The organism is Kineosphaera limosa NBRC 100340 (assembly GCF_000298215.1).
Taxonomy (GTDB): Bacteria; Actinomycetota; Actinomycetes; order Actinomycetales; family Dermatophilaceae; genus Kineosphaera; species Kineosphaera limosa.
The window spans coordinates 1-14,074 of record NZ_BAHD01000003.1 but is presented as its reverse complement, the minus strand read 5'-3'; the positions used below and the strand labels follow the sequence as shown (position 1 = coordinate 14,074).

Annotated in this window: 14 protein-coding genes; 7 read left to right on the top strand and 7 right to left on the bottom strand. The window is 71.1% G+C overall.

The annotated features are described in order from the left end of the window. Nucleotides 1-48 precede the first annotated feature (48 nt). Entirely contained in the window at nucleotides 49-981 is a 933-nt protein-coding gene (gene coaA, locus KILIM_RS00445; RefSeq protein ID WP_040561763.1) for a type I pantothenate kinase, read from the top strand. Between the two features lie 48 nt (nucleotides 982-1,029). Here coaA and KILIM_RS24530 read toward each other — a convergent pair whose 3' ends face one another. The 4 genes from KILIM_RS24530 to KILIM_RS00425 form a co-directional block, all read right to left on the bottom strand. Beyond that, nucleotides 1,030-1,740: an aggregation-promoting factor C-terminal-like domain-containing protein gene (locus KILIM_RS24530; RefSeq protein WP_006590624.1), complete on the bottom strand. Its 711-nt coding sequence runs from the start codon at nucleotides 1,738-1,740 to the stop codon at nucleotides 1,030-1,032. Between the two features lie 312 nt (nucleotides 1,741-2,052). Continuing rightward, complete coding sequence (gene phoH2, locus KILIM_RS00435; protein WP_006590623.1) at nucleotides 2,053-3,456, bottom strand: RNA 5'-3' helicase PhoH2; 1,404 nt, start codon at nucleotides 3,454-3,456, stop codon at nucleotides 2,053-2,055. Between the two features lie 169 nt (nucleotides 3,457-3,625). Then, nucleotides 3,626-5,263, bottom strand: coding sequence for a polyprenol phosphomannose-dependent alpha 1,6 mannosyltransferase MptB (mptB, locus tag KILIM_RS00430; RefSeq protein ID WP_006590622.1), 1,638 nt, complete (start codon nucleotides 5,261-5,263; stop codon nucleotides 3,626-3,628). A 157-nt stretch (nucleotides 5,264-5,420) separates the two neighbouring features. After that, on the bottom strand, nucleotides 5,421-6,185 hold the full coding sequence (locus KILIM_RS00425; RefSeq protein WP_006590621.1) for an isoprenyl transferase: 765 nt from the start codon (nucleotides 6,183-6,185) through the stop codon (nucleotides 5,421-5,423). A gap of 192 nt (nucleotides 6,186-6,377) precedes the next feature. Between KILIM_RS00425 and trhA the strand changes: the two genes are divergently transcribed. Then, a complete protein-coding gene (gene trhA, locus KILIM_RS00420; protein WP_006590620.1) occupies nucleotides 6,378-7,157 on the top strand; it encodes a PAQR family membrane homeostasis protein TrhA in 780 nt (259 codons plus the stop codon). 34 nt (nucleotides 7,158-7,191) lie between these two features. Here the strand turns inward: trhA and KILIM_RS00415 are convergent, their stop codons facing one another. Together KILIM_RS00415 and mca are read right to left on the bottom strand one after the other, a co-directional pair. Beyond that, nucleotides 7,192-7,473, bottom strand: a complete 282-nt coding sequence (locus tag KILIM_RS00415) for a hypothetical protein (protein ID WP_006590619.1) — start codon at nucleotides 7,471-7,473, stop codon at nucleotides 7,192-7,194. A gap of 1 nt (nucleotide 7,474) precedes the next feature. Next, nucleotides 7,475-8,416 (bottom strand): mycothiol conjugate amidase Mca, encoded by a 942-nt coding sequence (gene mca / locus KILIM_RS00410; RefSeq protein WP_006590618.1) that lies wholly within the window; start codon nucleotides 8,414-8,416, stop codon nucleotides 7,475-7,477. A gap of 113 nt (nucleotides 8,417-8,529) precedes the next feature. Here mca and KILIM_RS00405 point away from each other — a divergent pair, with 113 nt between their 5' ends. From KILIM_RS00405 to KILIM_RS00390, 5 genes are all read left to right on the top strand, one after another. Then, nucleotides 8,530-9,003 (top strand): DUF4307 domain-containing protein, encoded by a 474-nt coding sequence (locus KILIM_RS00405; RefSeq protein ID WP_006590617.1) that lies wholly within the window; start codon nucleotides 8,530-8,532, stop codon nucleotides 9,001-9,003. Between the two features lie 330 nt (nucleotides 9,004-9,333). Beyond that, nucleotides 9,334-9,822, top strand: a complete 489-nt coding sequence (gene greA, locus KILIM_RS00400; RefSeq protein ID WP_006590616.1) for a transcription elongation factor GreA — start codon at nucleotides 9,334-9,336, stop codon at nucleotides 9,820-9,822. 74 nt (nucleotides 9,823-9,896) lie between these two features. Next, a complete protein-coding gene (msrA, locus tag KILIM_RS00395; protein WP_218880129.1) occupies nucleotides 9,897-10,547 on the top strand; it encodes a peptide-methionine (S)-S-oxide reductase MsrA in 651 nt (216 codons plus the stop codon). Between the two features lie 57 nt (nucleotides 10,548-10,604). Continuing rightward, entirely contained in the window at nucleotides 10,605-10,748 is a 144-nt protein-coding gene (locus KILIM_RS23795; protein WP_157551369.1) for a hypothetical protein, read from the top strand. Nucleotides 10,749-10,948: 200 nt separating this feature from the next. Then, the gene (locus tag KILIM_RS00390; protein ID WP_006590613.1) at nucleotides 10,949-11,212 is read left to right on the top strand and encodes a metal-sensitive transcriptional regulator; all 264 of its coding nucleotides are present in this window, start codon (nucleotides 10,949-10,951) and stop codon (nucleotides 11,210-11,212) included. A gap of 23 nt (nucleotides 11,213-11,235) precedes the next feature. Here KILIM_RS00390 and KILIM_RS00385 read toward each other — a convergent pair. Next, the coding region (locus KILIM_RS00385; RefSeq protein WP_006590612.1) for a hypothetical protein at nucleotides 11,236-14,074 on the bottom strand (2,839 nt) is incomplete at its 5' end.

The following is a 14,074-nucleotide window of genomic DNA, read 5'->3' as shown; positions in this document are numbered from 1 at the left end:
TCTCGACGAGCCCGCAGCAACGGTGGCGCGTTCGCGGCCGCCGGCTACATGCCCTCGCCGTACCTCGAGCTCGACCGTGAGGACTGGGCGCGGCTGCGCCGGGCGCACCCACTGGTGCTGACCGACGAGGATGTGGCCCGCCTCACCGGTCTGGGCGAGTCGCTGAACATGTCGGAGATCGAAGAGGTCTATCTGCCGTTGTCGCGGCTGCTCAGCTACTACGTCGAGGGCACCGGGCATCTGCACCGCATCACCAGCAACTTCCTCGGCGACCGGCCCGAGCGCACCCCGTTCGTCATCGGGGTGGCGGGTTCGGTGGCGGTCGGCAAGTCAACGACGGCGCGACTCCTGCGTGAGCTGCTGGCACGCTGGCCCAGCACCCCGCGGGTCGAGTTGGTGACCACCGACGGCTTCCTGTTTCCCAACGCCGAGCTGGAGCGGCGCGGACTGCTGCACCGCAAGGGCTTTCCGGAGTCCTACGACCAGCGGGCACTGCTGCGCTTCGTCGCCGAGGTCAAGGCCGGCAGCGAGGAGGTACGCGCGCCGGTGTACTCGCACCTGTCCTACGACATCGTGCGCGATCAGGAGGTCGTCGTGCACCGCCCCGACGTGCTGATCGTCGAGGGCCTGAACGTGCTACAGGCCCCACGGATGCGCGAGGACGGCCGCACAGGCCTGGCGGTCAGCGACTTCTTCGACTTCTCCGTCTACGTCGACGCCAACGTCAACCACATCCGCCGCTGGTACGTCGAGCGCTTCCTGCAGCTACGCCAGACGGCGTTCGCCAAGCCGGAGTCGTACTTCCGCCGGTACGCCGCGATGACCGATGAGGAGGCGCGCGACACCGCCGAGGTCATCTGGCGCACGATCAACGAGCCCAACCTCATGGCGAATGTGCTGACCACCCGCGGCCGAGCCACCCTCGTGCTGACGAAGGGGCCCGATCACCAGGTGACCCGGGTCCGCCTCCGCAAGCTGTAACCGCTGATCCCCCCCGGGATGAGCCCCAGCCAGGTTGCCCTGGGTGGATCAGTACCAGTTGTTGCGCTGGGAGTGCGCCCAGGCCGAGCACGGGGAGCCGTAGCGGTCGGCGATGTAGTCCAGGCCCCAGGCGATCTGCGTCGCGGGGTTCGTGCGCCAGTCGGAGCCGTGCGAGGCCATCTTCGAGCCGGGCAGGGACTGCGGGATGCCGTAGGCGGAGGAGGTCGGGTTGGCCGCCGTGGGCGTCCAGTTGCTCTCCTTGGTCCACAGCTTCTCGAGGCAGGTGAACTGCGCGCCGCCCCAGCCGCGGGCCGAGGCCATCTGCTGGCCGATGGCGCGCGGGGAGCCGGAGGGACGCGCGGCGCTGCGGGAGGCCTGCTGGGAGCCGCGGGCGGAGGCGGCGGCCTTGGCGGCCTTCTCCTCCTGCTTCTTCTTCTGCTCGGCCTTCGCCTTGGCCTGGGCCTTGGCGATGACCTGGGCGGAGGCGGCCTGGTAGTCGGCGACCGAGTTGACGAGCGCGACGGCGCGGGTCGGGTTCGCGGGGGCGGAGCCGGGGGCCAGCGGGACGGTGATGCCCTGCGGGACGGTGATCGAGAGCGCCTCGGCACCCCAGGCGGGACCGTCGCTGGGCACCGCGGCGGCCGAACCGGAGCCGACGCCGAGCATCCCGATGCTCAGGGCGGTGGCGGCGGTAGCGGCCGTGAGGGCGGACCCGGAGAAGATCCGGCGGGCGGTGCGGGTGGGTGTGCTGCTCGACATCCGGCTTTAGCTCCTTGGCGATTTCGATACCACTTCGTGACTTGATCGTTACCTTGCCAGAAGGTCGAACGACCGACCAAATCAAGAACGGGCAGATCTCCAGGCAATCGGGCATGGGTTCACGCCCATAGGAGGCCGAAACGGTTCGTGACCAGCGGAACTCGCGGCGAGCTCGCCAGCGCGGGCGCTTAGCACATTCGATTTGCGCAACCCGCTGGGGGTCCACGCGAAGGCCCCGCCGTCAGAACACGGCGGGGCCTCGTCGCGGGGCCGGCAAACCCACAGGACTGTGTGTGGGCAACGGCTGGCCGATCAGATCTCCAGGCCCTCCAGCAACTCGGTCACCAGAGCGGCGATCGGACTGCGCTCACTGCGGGTCAGCGTGACGTGCGCGAACAGCGGCCGCCCCTTGAGCGCCTCGATGACGGCGGCGATGCCGTCGTGCCGGCCCACCCGCAGGTTGTCGCGCTGCGCCACGTCGTGCGTCAGCACCACCCGCGAGTTCTGCCCGATCCGCGAGAGCACGGTGAGCAGCACATTGCGCTCCAGCGACTGCGCCTCGTCGACGATGACGAAGGCGTCGTGCAGCGAGCGCCCGCGGATGTGCGTCAGCGGTAACACCTCCAGCAGACCCCGGTCGAGCACCTCCTCGACGACCTCCGTGGAGACGACGGCCGAGAGAGTGTCGAAGACCGCTTGGGCCCACGGCCCCATCTTTTCGGCCTCCGTGCCGGGCAGGTAGCCGAGCTCCTGGCCGCCGACGGCGTACAGCGGGCGGAAGACGAGCACCTTGCGGTGCTGGCGACGCTCCATGACGGCCTCGAGCCCGGCGCACAGCGCGAGCGCGGACTTGCCGGTGCCGGCCCGCCCGCCGAGGCTGACGATGCCGACGTCGGGGTCCATGAGCAGGTCCAGGGCGATGCGCTGTTCGGCGCTGCGGCCGTGCAGCCCGAAGGCGTCGCGGTCGCCGCGCACCTGCCGGATCGTCCCGTCGGCCCCCACCCGGCCGAGTCCGCCGCCGCGGGCCGAGGAGAGGATTAGCCCGGTGTTGACGGGCAGCGTCGCCGCCTCGTCGTTGGCCACGCGGCCGCTCTCGTAGAGAGTGTTCATGTCGCCCTCGGCCAGGTGCAGCTCGGCGATGCCGGTCCAGCCGGTGTCGACGGCCAGCTCGGCGCGGTACTCCTGGGCGTCCAGGCCGATGGCGGAGGCCTTGATGCGCATCGGCAGGTCTTTGGAGACCACCGTGACGTCGTAGCCCTCGGCGCCGAGATTGGCGGCCACGGCCAGGATGCGGGAGTCGTTGTCGCCGAGCCGGAAGCCCGGCGGCAGCCCGGCGGCGTCGCCGTGGTTGAGCTCGACGTGCAGGCGGCCCCGCCCCGGCCCCAGCGGCACGGGTCGGTCGAGGCGGCCGGCCTTGATCCGCAGGTCGTCGAGCAGGCGCAGCGCCTCGCGGGCGAAGTAGCCCAGCTCGGGGTGGTGGCGCTTGCCCTCCAGCTCGGTGATGACCACGACCGGCAGCACGATGTCGTGCTCCTTGAACCGCAGCAGCGCGCGCGGATCGGAGAGCAACACCGAGGTGTCGAGCACGTAGGTCTTGCAGGCGGTGTGCTGCGGGTCGGAGCCGACCGGAGCCGGTGACTCGAGCGGGCCGGGCCCGTCGCCCGAGTACGGCTCGCCGCCGGCGTAACCCTGCGCGGAACGGTGCTCTTCGTGCATCGCTGCTCCTGCGTCCCGACTCGGCTGACCGAGCGGCATACGGGGGACGAGCGCGGGCCGTTCGGCTGCTGACGTCATCGACGGTACGTGCTGCGCGCCGCGGCGGCGACTGTGGGCACCGCGCGTCGCAGACCGTTCACCTACCCGACGACCCCGCGATGCCGGGTGCTCACTCCGCCTGGGCGCGGGCCCCGGCGACGGCCGGCGATCCGCCTGCGGCGGCGGGCTCGGGACCCAACGGAGCATCGACGAGGTCGGTGCGCGAGCGCATCAGCCGGTACAGGGCGTAGCCGACGATGACCACGCCGACGACGGGGGCGCCGTTGGCCAGAGCCACGTCGAAGGCGCTGTAGCCGACCAGGCCGATGGTCAGCCACACGGCGGCCTGCACCCAGCGACGCGAGGCGCTGGTGGCGCCGAGCAGCGCCAGAACGGGCAGCACGTACCAGGGCTGAACGACCGGCCCGCAGACCACGAACAGCGCGAAGGCGCCGGTGCTCGCCCCGATCGGGTGCTTGGGGGCCACAACGAGGTAGAGGTAGCCGATGCCGAGCACCGCGACGACGGCACCGATCGACTGCAGGAACGGCACGGCGTTGGCCGCGGCCCCCTCGGCCCCCAGCTGCGCGAGAACGAACTCGCCGATGGTGCCCAGGAACGTCGGCGGGGCCAGCATCGAGCGCAACTGCATGGGCACCGACAGGTTGTGCAGCCACCCCCAGCCCAGCCCGCTGAGCATGGTGAGCCCGGCGAACCCGAGGAAGGAGACGAGGCCGACCTTGGCGGACTCCCGCAGATACTGGATGAAGGTGTGTCCGGCGCCCCAGACCTGCCGGGTTGCCAGCGCGGCCACGGCGATGAGCGCGAAGATCGCGGTCTGTTTGAATCCGGCGGCGGCGGCGATGGTCAGTGAAGCCCAGACGATGTGCCGGTCGAGGGCCAGCAGCAGGCCAACGGCGACGAGGGCGATCATCACGGCGTCGTTGTGTGCGCCACCGACCAGGTGCAGCAGCACGAGCGGGTTGAGCACCCCGAGCCAGCGGGCGGCCGCCTCGGAGCGGCCCAACCGTGCGGCGAGCTTGGGCAGGACGATCGCCAGCACGGCCACGGCGAGCAGCGCCGGCAGGCGCATGGCGACGGCGGCGACGTAGGCGTTGCCGAAAGTGGCGTCGACGACGGCGTGCTGCATCTGCAGCGCCAACGGACCGTAGGGGGCGGCCGTGAACAGCCACATCGAGTCGACGTTGTCGGCGAAGGCCCCCGGCACCGAGATCGGCGCGGTCGTGTACGGGTCCATGCCGCGATCGACGATGAGGCCCTGCGCGGCGTAACTGTAGGCGTCGCGGCTGAACAGTGGCGGCGCCAGCAGGATCGGCAGGCTCCACAACACCCACGCGGAGGTGGGCGCGGTGGGCCGGTCGGGCGTGGGTCGCAGCCGCAGCCAGGCGTGCAGCAGCAACGCGACCCCGCCGAGGATCAGTCCGGTGCTCAGGATGAGGCTCGCGCCGTCCTCCAGCCATTGCAGACCGAAGCGGTCGAGCACCCACAGGTCGGGCGGCAGAAAGGCCGGCGTCATGGCCGCGACGGCGACGAGCAGCATGCCCCACACGCCGTGGCGCACGTAGGTGAAGGCCCAGGCCAGGCGCAGGTCCGCCCAGAAGAGCGCCAGCCACGAGCGGCCCTGGCTCAGCCAGGTGCCCAGATGGTTGACCTGCTCGTCGGAGCCCGCTGCTGCGTTGGTGCTGGTGGGCCTGCTGGTGGGCCTGCTGGTGGACCTACGAGTGGCGTCGCCACTGGTCTGCGTCACCCCAAACCCCCCGGTTCTCGGCCCAGCCGTTCGTCGTTGTGCAATCGTTACCTCGCGCAAGTGTCCAGCACCAGGGGGGTCCACGTCCATTCGGACGCGCCCCCCGCCCGCACTGCGGACAGAGTCGGTGCGAACCGGACTCGATCAGGCGCCCGGGTCATGCCCCGTACCGACGCTCCCGCTCTACGTACGCGCGCAGCGCCCGTAGAAAGTCGACGCGGCGAAAGTCCGGCCAGTAGGCCTCGCAGAAGTAGAACTCGCTGTGCGTCGACTGCCACAGCAGGAATCCGCCGACGCGCTGCTCACCGGAGGTGCGGATGACGAGGTCAGGGTCGGGCTGGCCGCGGGTGTACAGGTGCGCGGCGATGTGCTCGGTGCGCACGCCGGCCGCCACCTCCTCCAGGGTCTTGCCCTCGGCGGCGGCCTCCAGCAGCATCCCGCGCACGGCGTCCGCGATCTCCTGGCGCCCCCCGTAGCCGACCGCGATGTTGACGACGAGGCCGTCGGCCAGGCCCTTCGTGGTGGCGGCCGCCGCCGTGAGTCGGCGAGCGGTCTGGTCGGGCAGGAGGTCGACCGCACCGACGATGTTGAGCCGCCAGCGACCGCGGGTGGCCAACTGGTCGACGACGTCCTCGATGATCGTCAACAGCGGCGCCAGCTCATCCATCGAGCGGTTGAGGTTGTCGGTCGAGAGCAGCCACAGCGTGACGATCTCGATGCCGAGCTCCTCGCTCCAGGAGAGGAACGGCTCGATGTTGTCGGCCCCGGCGCGATGCCCGTCGGCGGTACCGGCCCCTTTGGCCCTGGCCCAGCGGCGATTGCCGTCGAGCATGACCCCCACGTGCCGTGGCAGTCGGGCGGCGTCCAGGTCTGCAACGAGACGCCGCTCGTAGGCGCTGTACAGCAGATGGGACAGGTCCACAGGTCCTCCTGGGGGACACAGCTGCACGCCAGATGCCCTTCGACGTGCTCTGTGAGATTACCGCCGGTGCGAGCGCGTGATCGGCTCCGAACCGCGGTGTGTGCCAGCCAACTGCGGTCGCCCAGTGTTCGCCGACGCGTAACCTCCGGTTACGTAACCTACGCTTGCGTAAGTTACGGTAGGGATATGTCGTTGATCTCGCGCCCCACCCGGCGCTCCGAGCCGAACCCCACCGCAGCACCTGCGGAGGGGATGCGATCGCATGCCGAAGCGACGGTCGAGGACCTGCGCGACGGACGATTCGGCGACGCGCTCGACAACGCGGGGCACATCGTCGATGCGGTCAAGCCGCACCTGCGCGGCTGGTTGCACGCGGGCACCTTCCCGCTCGTGCTCCTGAGCGGACTCGCGCTGGTGGCGGCAACGCCCACGCAGCGGGGGCGGATCGGCATGGCCATCTTCGTGGCGACCGCCTGCCTGCTGTTCGGCACGTCGGCGCTGTATCACCGCGGCCGGTGGCGGCCAGGCGCCCACAAGCTGCTGAAGCGACTCGATCACGCGAACATCTTCTTGATCATCGCCGGCACCTATAGCGCGTTCGCCCTGACGCTGCTGCCACCCGGGCAGGCCCGCACGCTGCTGGCGATCATGTGGATCGCCGCCCTCGGCGGGGTGCTCTTCAAGGTCTTCTGGGTCAGCGCGCCGCGGTGGCTCTCGACGCCCATCTACATCGCGCTGGGTTGGGTCGCGGTCTTCTATATCGAGCCGTTCTACGCCGCCGGCGGGGCGCTGGTGCTCGCGCTCATCATCCTCGGCGGGGTGCTCTACACCCTCGGCGGTGTCGTCTACGCTCTGCGCCGCCCCGATCCGTGGCCGCGCTGGTTCGGCTTTCACGAGATCTTTCACTCGCTGACGATCGCGGCCTTCGCCGCGCACTTCGTCGCCGCCGCGATCCTGGCGCTGCGCCCTTAGTCCGCGCCCAGCACCGCACCTACCAGCACCGCGCCTAGCGGTCGGTGCCTTCCTGGTCCCGCGGGTACCCCGACGACAGGCTGCGGGGGCGGGTCTGCACCTGCTCCCCCGCCGCATCCTCCCGACTGGCCGGTGCGTCGGCGCGCCCCTGCTTGTCGGGCTGCTGCGCGGCCTCCTCGCGCTCGGCGAGATAGGCCACATTGCGCAGGTGCTTGCCCATATTGCGCATCAGTAGCCACAAGGCGCAGGCGAGCAGGAAGAACGCGATAAAGCCACCCAGCCCGGGGCCGATGCTCTGATCGATGCCACCACCCATGTCACGCCTCCTTGATCTCGTCATAGACGATGTCGAGCTCGCCGGCAAGTGCGCGGGCGGCCAGGGCGTCGGCCTGCTGCCCGTCGCCGAGCCCACCGAACAGGTCGTTTTCTCCCTCGACGATCGGCACGTACGAGCACGCCGCCTCGAAGTCCTCGGTCGGCCACACGTCGCGCTCGACCTCCAGCGGGATGCCGAACCAGGCCCCGTCGGGGTCGATCTGCGTGGCGTGCGCCAGCAGCGCTCGGTTACGGGTCTCGAAGTACTCCCCCGCCGGCACCCGCGTCGTCGTCGTGCGGTCGACCCGATCCTTCCACCGCTCCATCCACGAGGCGAACGGCGACTCCAGGCCGCGGTCGGTGAGCTCTTCGTGAAAGGCTCGCACCCGGGCCGCCGAAAGGGTCTGGTTGTAGTAGAGCTTGAGGGGCTGCCAGGGCTCCCCGGCGTGCGGAAACGCCTCGGGGTCGCCGGCGGCGCGGAACGCCGCCAGCGAGACGACGTGACACATGATGTGGTCCGGATGCGGATAGCCGCCGTTCTCGTCGTAGGTCGTCACGACGTGCGGCCGGAACTCACGGATCACCCGCACGAGCGCCTCGGTCGTGACGTCCAGCGGCTCGAGGGCGAAGCAGCCGTCGGGCAGCGGCGGTAGCGGATCGCCCTCGGGCAGACCGGAGTCGACGAAACCCAGCCAGGTGTGCTCGATGCCGAGGATCTCTTGGGCTCGGGCCATCTCCCGACGGCGGAAGGCCGGCAGGTCGCGCAGCACGTCGGGGTCGTCGACGAGGCGGGGGTTGAGCACGTCGCCGCGCTCGCCTCCGGTGCACGAGACCACCCGCACGCGCTCGCCGCGGGCGACATAGAACGCCATCGAGGCGGCGCCCTTGCTCGACTCGTCGTCGGGATGGGCGTGCACTGCGAGCAATCGCAGGGGCCGGCTCACTCGGTCTCCTTCGCGGGGTCTGATCGACGGGCCGGTAGGCGAACCTCGGGCACCGCCGGCGCTCCATTGTCGCACCGGCGCGGCACGCGTCGGCCCGGGCGTAGGCTGGCCGGGTGGCTGCACCGTACGACCCCTCCGCCGATCCCCGCGCCAACCCCGTCGCCGACGACTTCGCCGACGAACTCGAGGAGGCGCGCGCGGGCAGCGGCTCGCGGATGCGGGAGGCGTGGGCGGGTTTGACGCCGGGGCGGCGCCGGTTCGTGCTGGCGGGCATCGTCATGGGAGTAGTCGCCACGATCATCATCGTGTGGTTCGCGTTGGCGGCCACGGTGCCCAAGCCGCAGTGGAAAGACATCTCGTTCACGGTGCCGAACGACACCGAGGTGCAGATGCGCTACATGGTCACCAAACCGCCGGAAATGACCGCCGAATGCCTGCTGTTGGCTCAGGAAACCAACCACGGAGTGGTGGGTCGAATGACGGTAGTTCTCGGCCCATCGACCGAACGCACCACCGTGCACGAGGCGACGATTCGCACGACCAGCCTGGCCGTCATCGGTACGGTCCGCAGCTGCCACGAGCAGTGACCGCGTGCAGTGACCCCGTGCAGTACGCGTGCAGTGACCCCGTGCAGTAACCGTGTAGTGACCACGGGGGTTGCGCGGGAGCCGATTCGCCGGCGAGGCGACCGCGACCGGATATCGACTCAATCCGGGGAGTGCCCCGGGGCGATATCCGGCGGAACGGCGGATCGAATCGCTTCCGTGCGCGCAGACCCTTATAGTCGATTACTTACCCAGTCCCGTAGGCATCGGTCGGGCGCGGTCATGGACCGCTCCCGACCTTCGTGCACGCAGGCAGCAAAGCTGTCGGTGCCGTACCCGTCAGGACGATGAAAACGAACAAGGAGTAGTCCCGTGTCCGAAGCCCCGACCACGTCGAGCTTTCTGACCGTGGAGGCGTACAACCGCCTCAAGGCGGAGTTGGACCATCTGACGACCGATGGGCGCACCGATATCTCCTCGCGGATCGAGGCAGCCCGCGAGGAGGGCGACCTCAAGGAGAACGGCGGCTACCACGCGGCCAAGGAGGAGCAGGGCAAGATGGAGGCCCGCATCCGCCAGCTGACGCAGTTGCTGGAGAACTCCACGGTCGGCGAGACCCCGCCCGACGACGGCATCGTCGAGCCCGGCATGGTCGTGACCGTCGACATGTTCGGCGACGAGATGCACTTCCTGCTGGGGAGCCGCGAAATCCAGGGCGACGACCTGGAGGTCTACTCGGAGAAGTCCCCGCTGGGCGAGGCGATCAACGGCAAGAAGGCCGGCGACGAGGCCTCCTACGTGGCCCCGAACGGCAAGACGATCACGGTCAAGATCATCTCCGCTAAGCCCTACTCGGGCTGAGCCCCTACACAACCCTCACGCAATCGGTGTGCCCCGGCGGGAAGTTCGCCGGGGCACACCGCGTTGAGTGGGGCATGTTCGGTTTCGCTGCCACGCCCACGATGGTCACTCCTGAAAACGCCCTGCCCGGGCGCGCGACGCCGATGAGCGGTCTCGCGACCTCCCACCTGGTGCTCGACGCCCCGCTGGACGGCCCGTGGCCCGACGGGGCGCAGATCCTCTACGTGGGCATGGGGTGCTTCTGGGGCGCCGAGCGGATCTTCTGGCAGCTGCCCGGCGTCATCTCCACGGCCGTCGGCTATGCCGGCGGGTACACGCCGAATCCGACGTACGAGGAGACGTGCACGGGCCGCACCGGGCACACCGAGGCCGTGCGCGTCGTCTACGACCCTACGCAGACCAGCCCGGAGCAGCTGCTCAAGGCGTTCTGGGAGAACCACGACCCGACGACCACCAACCGGCAGGGCAACGACGTCGGCACCCAGTACCGGTCGGCGATCTACTGGACGACCCCGGAGCAGCAGCGGGCCGCCGAGGCCACCCGCGACGCCTTCCAGGGGGTGCTGAACGCCCGCGGCCTGCCGCAGATCAGCACCGAGCTGGCCCCGTTCGCCGAGGCCGGCCCGTTCTACCTCGCCGAGGACTACCACCAGCAGTACCTGCGCAAGAATCCCGGCGGCTACTGCAACCACGGCCCGAACGGATGCACGCTGCCGGCCGTGTGACGGCCTGGCGGGTCGGTGCCTGCGCCGCTCATACTGGAGCGCAAGGAGGTGGAGCACGTGACTCAGGCGACGCCGCTGCTCGCGACCTGGCGACTGGATGACTGGGACGCCGCGAGGGAGATCGCCGACGAACACGTCGAGTTGGTGCAGGGCGTGGCCATTGTGAGCCCGGGCGAATCGGCAGCCACCCGACGCGTCTGATGCGCAGCGACGACGACAACGGCAACTGCGAGGTCGAGATCGCCGAGACGAGGATCGCGCTCGTCCTCGATCAATTGCTGAACGCGACCCCTGGACCGCCCTCGTGACCTCGAGACGGCCGATCAGACCGCGACCAGATACCCCCTCCGGTATAGTTGGGTGCGTTCGACTCTTCGCGCGATCAACGGAGGAACCTCGACATGCAGCTCGATCCGGAGCAGATGACCGTGGTGACGCGGCGGCTGAAGCGGGCACAGGGCCAGCTGGGCGGAATCGTCAAGATGATCGAGGACGGGCGCGACTGCAAGGACGTCGTGACCCAGTTGGCCGCGGTCAACAAGGCCCTCGATCGCGCAGGCTTCGCCCTCATCTCCATCGGCATGAAGCAGTGCCTGGCCGCCGACGACTGCGAGGACGCCCTCGACGTCGAGACGATGGAGAAACTCTTCCTCAGCCTCGCGTAGAGGTTGAGGGGGATTCTCGCAGGTCAGGCCAGCTGTTCACCGAGCCACTGCTGCTCTTGGCCGAGGCGGGCGAGCAGGCTCTGCATCGCCTCCGCCCGCTCGGAGAGGGCGCCCTGGCGGTACTGCATCCGCTCGTCGATGCCGGCGGAGCCGACCGTGTACTCGTTGACGTACGCCTGCTCGCCCATGATCCGCACCGGCAGCATGCCTTGGCGCGGATCCGTCGTCTCGCGCGCCACCGAGAGGAGTTCGCGCGCCGCGGACTGCACCCGCGACTCCACCGAGGTGGGGTCGGCGGTGTAGGCGCGGGTGAACGCCTCGCGGTCCAAGCTGATGCGCTGGTCGTGGTCCAGCGCCACCCCCGGCACCGGGGTCAGCGCGCCGCCGGCCCCGGTGGCCAGCGCCGTGCCGTCGCCGGATGTCAGGGTCGTCGGGCCGCCGACGCCCAGGGCTCCGGCCAGCCCGCCGAGCGCTCCGGCCAGGCTGCTCGCCGCGGCGCCGGCCGACCAACCCGAGGAACCCGCTGCGGGGGCGCTCAGGCCGAGGGCGTCGCGGATTCGGCTCGTGAGGTCGGTGATCGCCGGATCGGCGGCGAGCGCTTTTCCGGCCGCCGCGTCGATCGCCGAGCCGCCGGCCAGCCCGTCGAGCACCGCCGCGGCTCCCCCGGCCAGGGTCTGCACCCGCTGCCAGGCCGCGTCCGCGTCGACACCGACGGCCAACTGCTGGGGTGCGTCGACGGTGGCGCCGGCGCGCAAGGCCAGGTCGACTCCGGGCAGGGCACCGGGCAGGGAGGTCGTGGGGCCGGTGACCCGCACGGCGGCACCGTCGGCCCAGGCGACATCGAGCACGCTGTCGGCGCCCGGGTCGAGCACCACCGTCGCGCCGAGCGCCGAGGGCCGCGTCGAGCCGAAGCCGTCGACGAGTGCCAGCCGGGACGCGGCGCCGCTATCCGCGGCGGTCAGCACGAGCCGCTGCGCCGGGCCGGTCGGGCTGGTGACCGCTCCCACCGAGGCGTGCGCCGCCGCACCGGAGGCGTTGATGGCCGCCGCGACGTCGGTGAGTCGGGACCCCTGGCCGACCCCGATGGAGGTGGCCTGCGCCTGCTCGGTGCCCGCGCCGGTGACCAGCGCGAACGAGAAGCCGCGGCCTGCGTTGAGCACCGCGCCGACGGGCAGCGTCGCCGTCGCGATCGCCGCCGGGGCCGCGATCGAGCGCACCATGACCTGCGCCTCGTAGGGCAGGCTCGGGCCCGCCCAACCGGGCACGGGGCTCGCGCCGGGCGGCGCGGTCCGGCTCCCCGAATCGGGTGCGATGCCCTCGTCGAGGCCGGCGCCCGCAGCGGCGCCGATCAGACCGTCGAGGGTGAGCTCCGGCGGTGCGCTGAACAACTGCACCTGCACACCGGCGCCGGGGCGCCACGCCCCCAGCGCCCCCTCCGGGGCTGTGGAGGTGGCGGCGCCGCCGAGGGCGCCCACGACCGGCGTGGGGATCACTCCCGGGATCGGCCCCGTGGCCGCGCCGCTCGCTGCCGCGCCGTTGGTGTTACCTCGAGACGTGCCGTTCGGGGTGGCGCCACTGCCGGAGACAGCGGCGAAGGCCGCCGCGCCGAGGCTCGGGGTCGCAGTGTTGGCGGGCGTCGCGACGAGCGGGCCGACACCGCTGATGCTGACGGTCGGCGGGGTCGGGCCCACCGCGACCGCCAGGCCGGCGACGGCGCCCATCGAGGCGGTCAACGCGTTGACCGCCTGCAGGCTCGAGACGAGCCGCTGCCCGGACTGGGAGAGGCGCCACGAGTTGTCCGCGGCCGACGTGGCACCGAGCGACGCCGAGAGGATGCCGCCGGTGCTCGCGGCGGGCGCTCCGGCCAGCACGGCGTCGACGACCGAGAGCACGTCGAGGCGCCGCTGACTACCCTGCGCCTGGTCGCCCGCTGCGTCGCGGAGCCCGGTGAGCGCGGCCGGCAGCTGCGCCAACGTGGCGAGCGCCTCCTCGATCGCGGCGGCGGCCAGCTCCTCGGGGTCGACCGGACCGACGCCCGAAGTGCCCGGAGTGCCCGGGATGGGGATGTCGGGGGTGCTGCCCGGGCTGGGAACGGGTGTTCCTGGCCGGTGGATGGGCCCGCCGCCGGCCGCAGGCACTGGCGCGGCAGTACGCGGGGACCCGGCTGCTCCGGGAGACGACGCGGCAGCCGAGCCGGCTGAGCCGGTGAATTGACGATCGGAGGCTGCCGCCGACGCACCACCCGCGAGCGCGTCACCGCTGAGCAAGGTGGCCAGCGAGGTTGACATGGGTGAGTTGGCCAACGGGTGCAGCAGGGACGCGAGGTCTTGCCCGGCGAGCGGGCCGCCCGGCAGCGCGAGCCCTCGCACCGCCTCGACGAATTGCTGCTGCACGGCGGCGAGCCCGTCGATGGCCTCCGGCACGATCTGATGCGCGGCCGCAAGTTGCCCGGCCAGCACACCGGAGATGCCTGAGACCGCCTGCCCGTCGGGCCAGCGCAGCGCACCCGACGGCACCCCCGCCGCACCGTGCTCCGCTCCTGCTCCGACGGTCCCCGCGCCCGCTGCCGCGGCCGCTGCAGATCCCACGGTCGGGTCGGCGGCGCCGATGCGCGCCAAGGCCTGCGCCATGGCGGCGGCCACGGCATCCGCCTGATCGCTGGCGATCTGCCGCGCCTGCACCTGCTGGGCCGCGAGGTTCGCGCTCTCGCGGTCGGCGATCTCGAGGCGCTGGGCCTGCACGTCCCGGGCGAGGTGTTGCGCGGAGCGCTCGGTGGCCTGGCGGCGGTCGACGGCGTCGCGCCGGTCGGCGACCCGATCGGCCGCCCGCTGGGCCAGCTGCTCGCTGACGCGCGCGTCGTCG

Bases quoted from the DNA above. Each gene is read 5' to 3' on its own strand.
- coaA (WP_040561763.1), top strand. From the start codon at position 49: ATGCCCTCGCCGTACCTCGAGCTCGACCGTGAGGACTGGGCGCGGCTG.
- phoH2 (WP_006590623.1), bottom strand. From the start codon at position 3,456: ATGCACGAAGAGCACCGTTCCGCGCAGGGTTACGCCGGCGGCGAGCCG.
- KILIM_RS24530 (WP_006590624.1), bottom strand. From the start codon at position 1,740: ATGTCGAGCAGCACACCCACCCGCACCGCCCGCCGGATCTTCTCCGGG.
- KILIM_RS00415 (WP_006590619.1), bottom strand. From the start codon at position 7,473: ATGGGTGGTGGCATCGATCAGAGCATCGGCCCCGGGCTGGGTGGCTTT.
- msrA (WP_218880129.1), top strand. From the start codon at position 9,897: ATGTTCGGTTTCGCTGCCACGCCCACGATGGTCACTCCTGAAAACGCC.
- KILIM_RS00390 (WP_006590613.1), top strand. From the start codon at position 10,949: ATGCAGCTCGATCCGGAGCAGATGACCGTGGTGACGCGGCGGCTGAAG.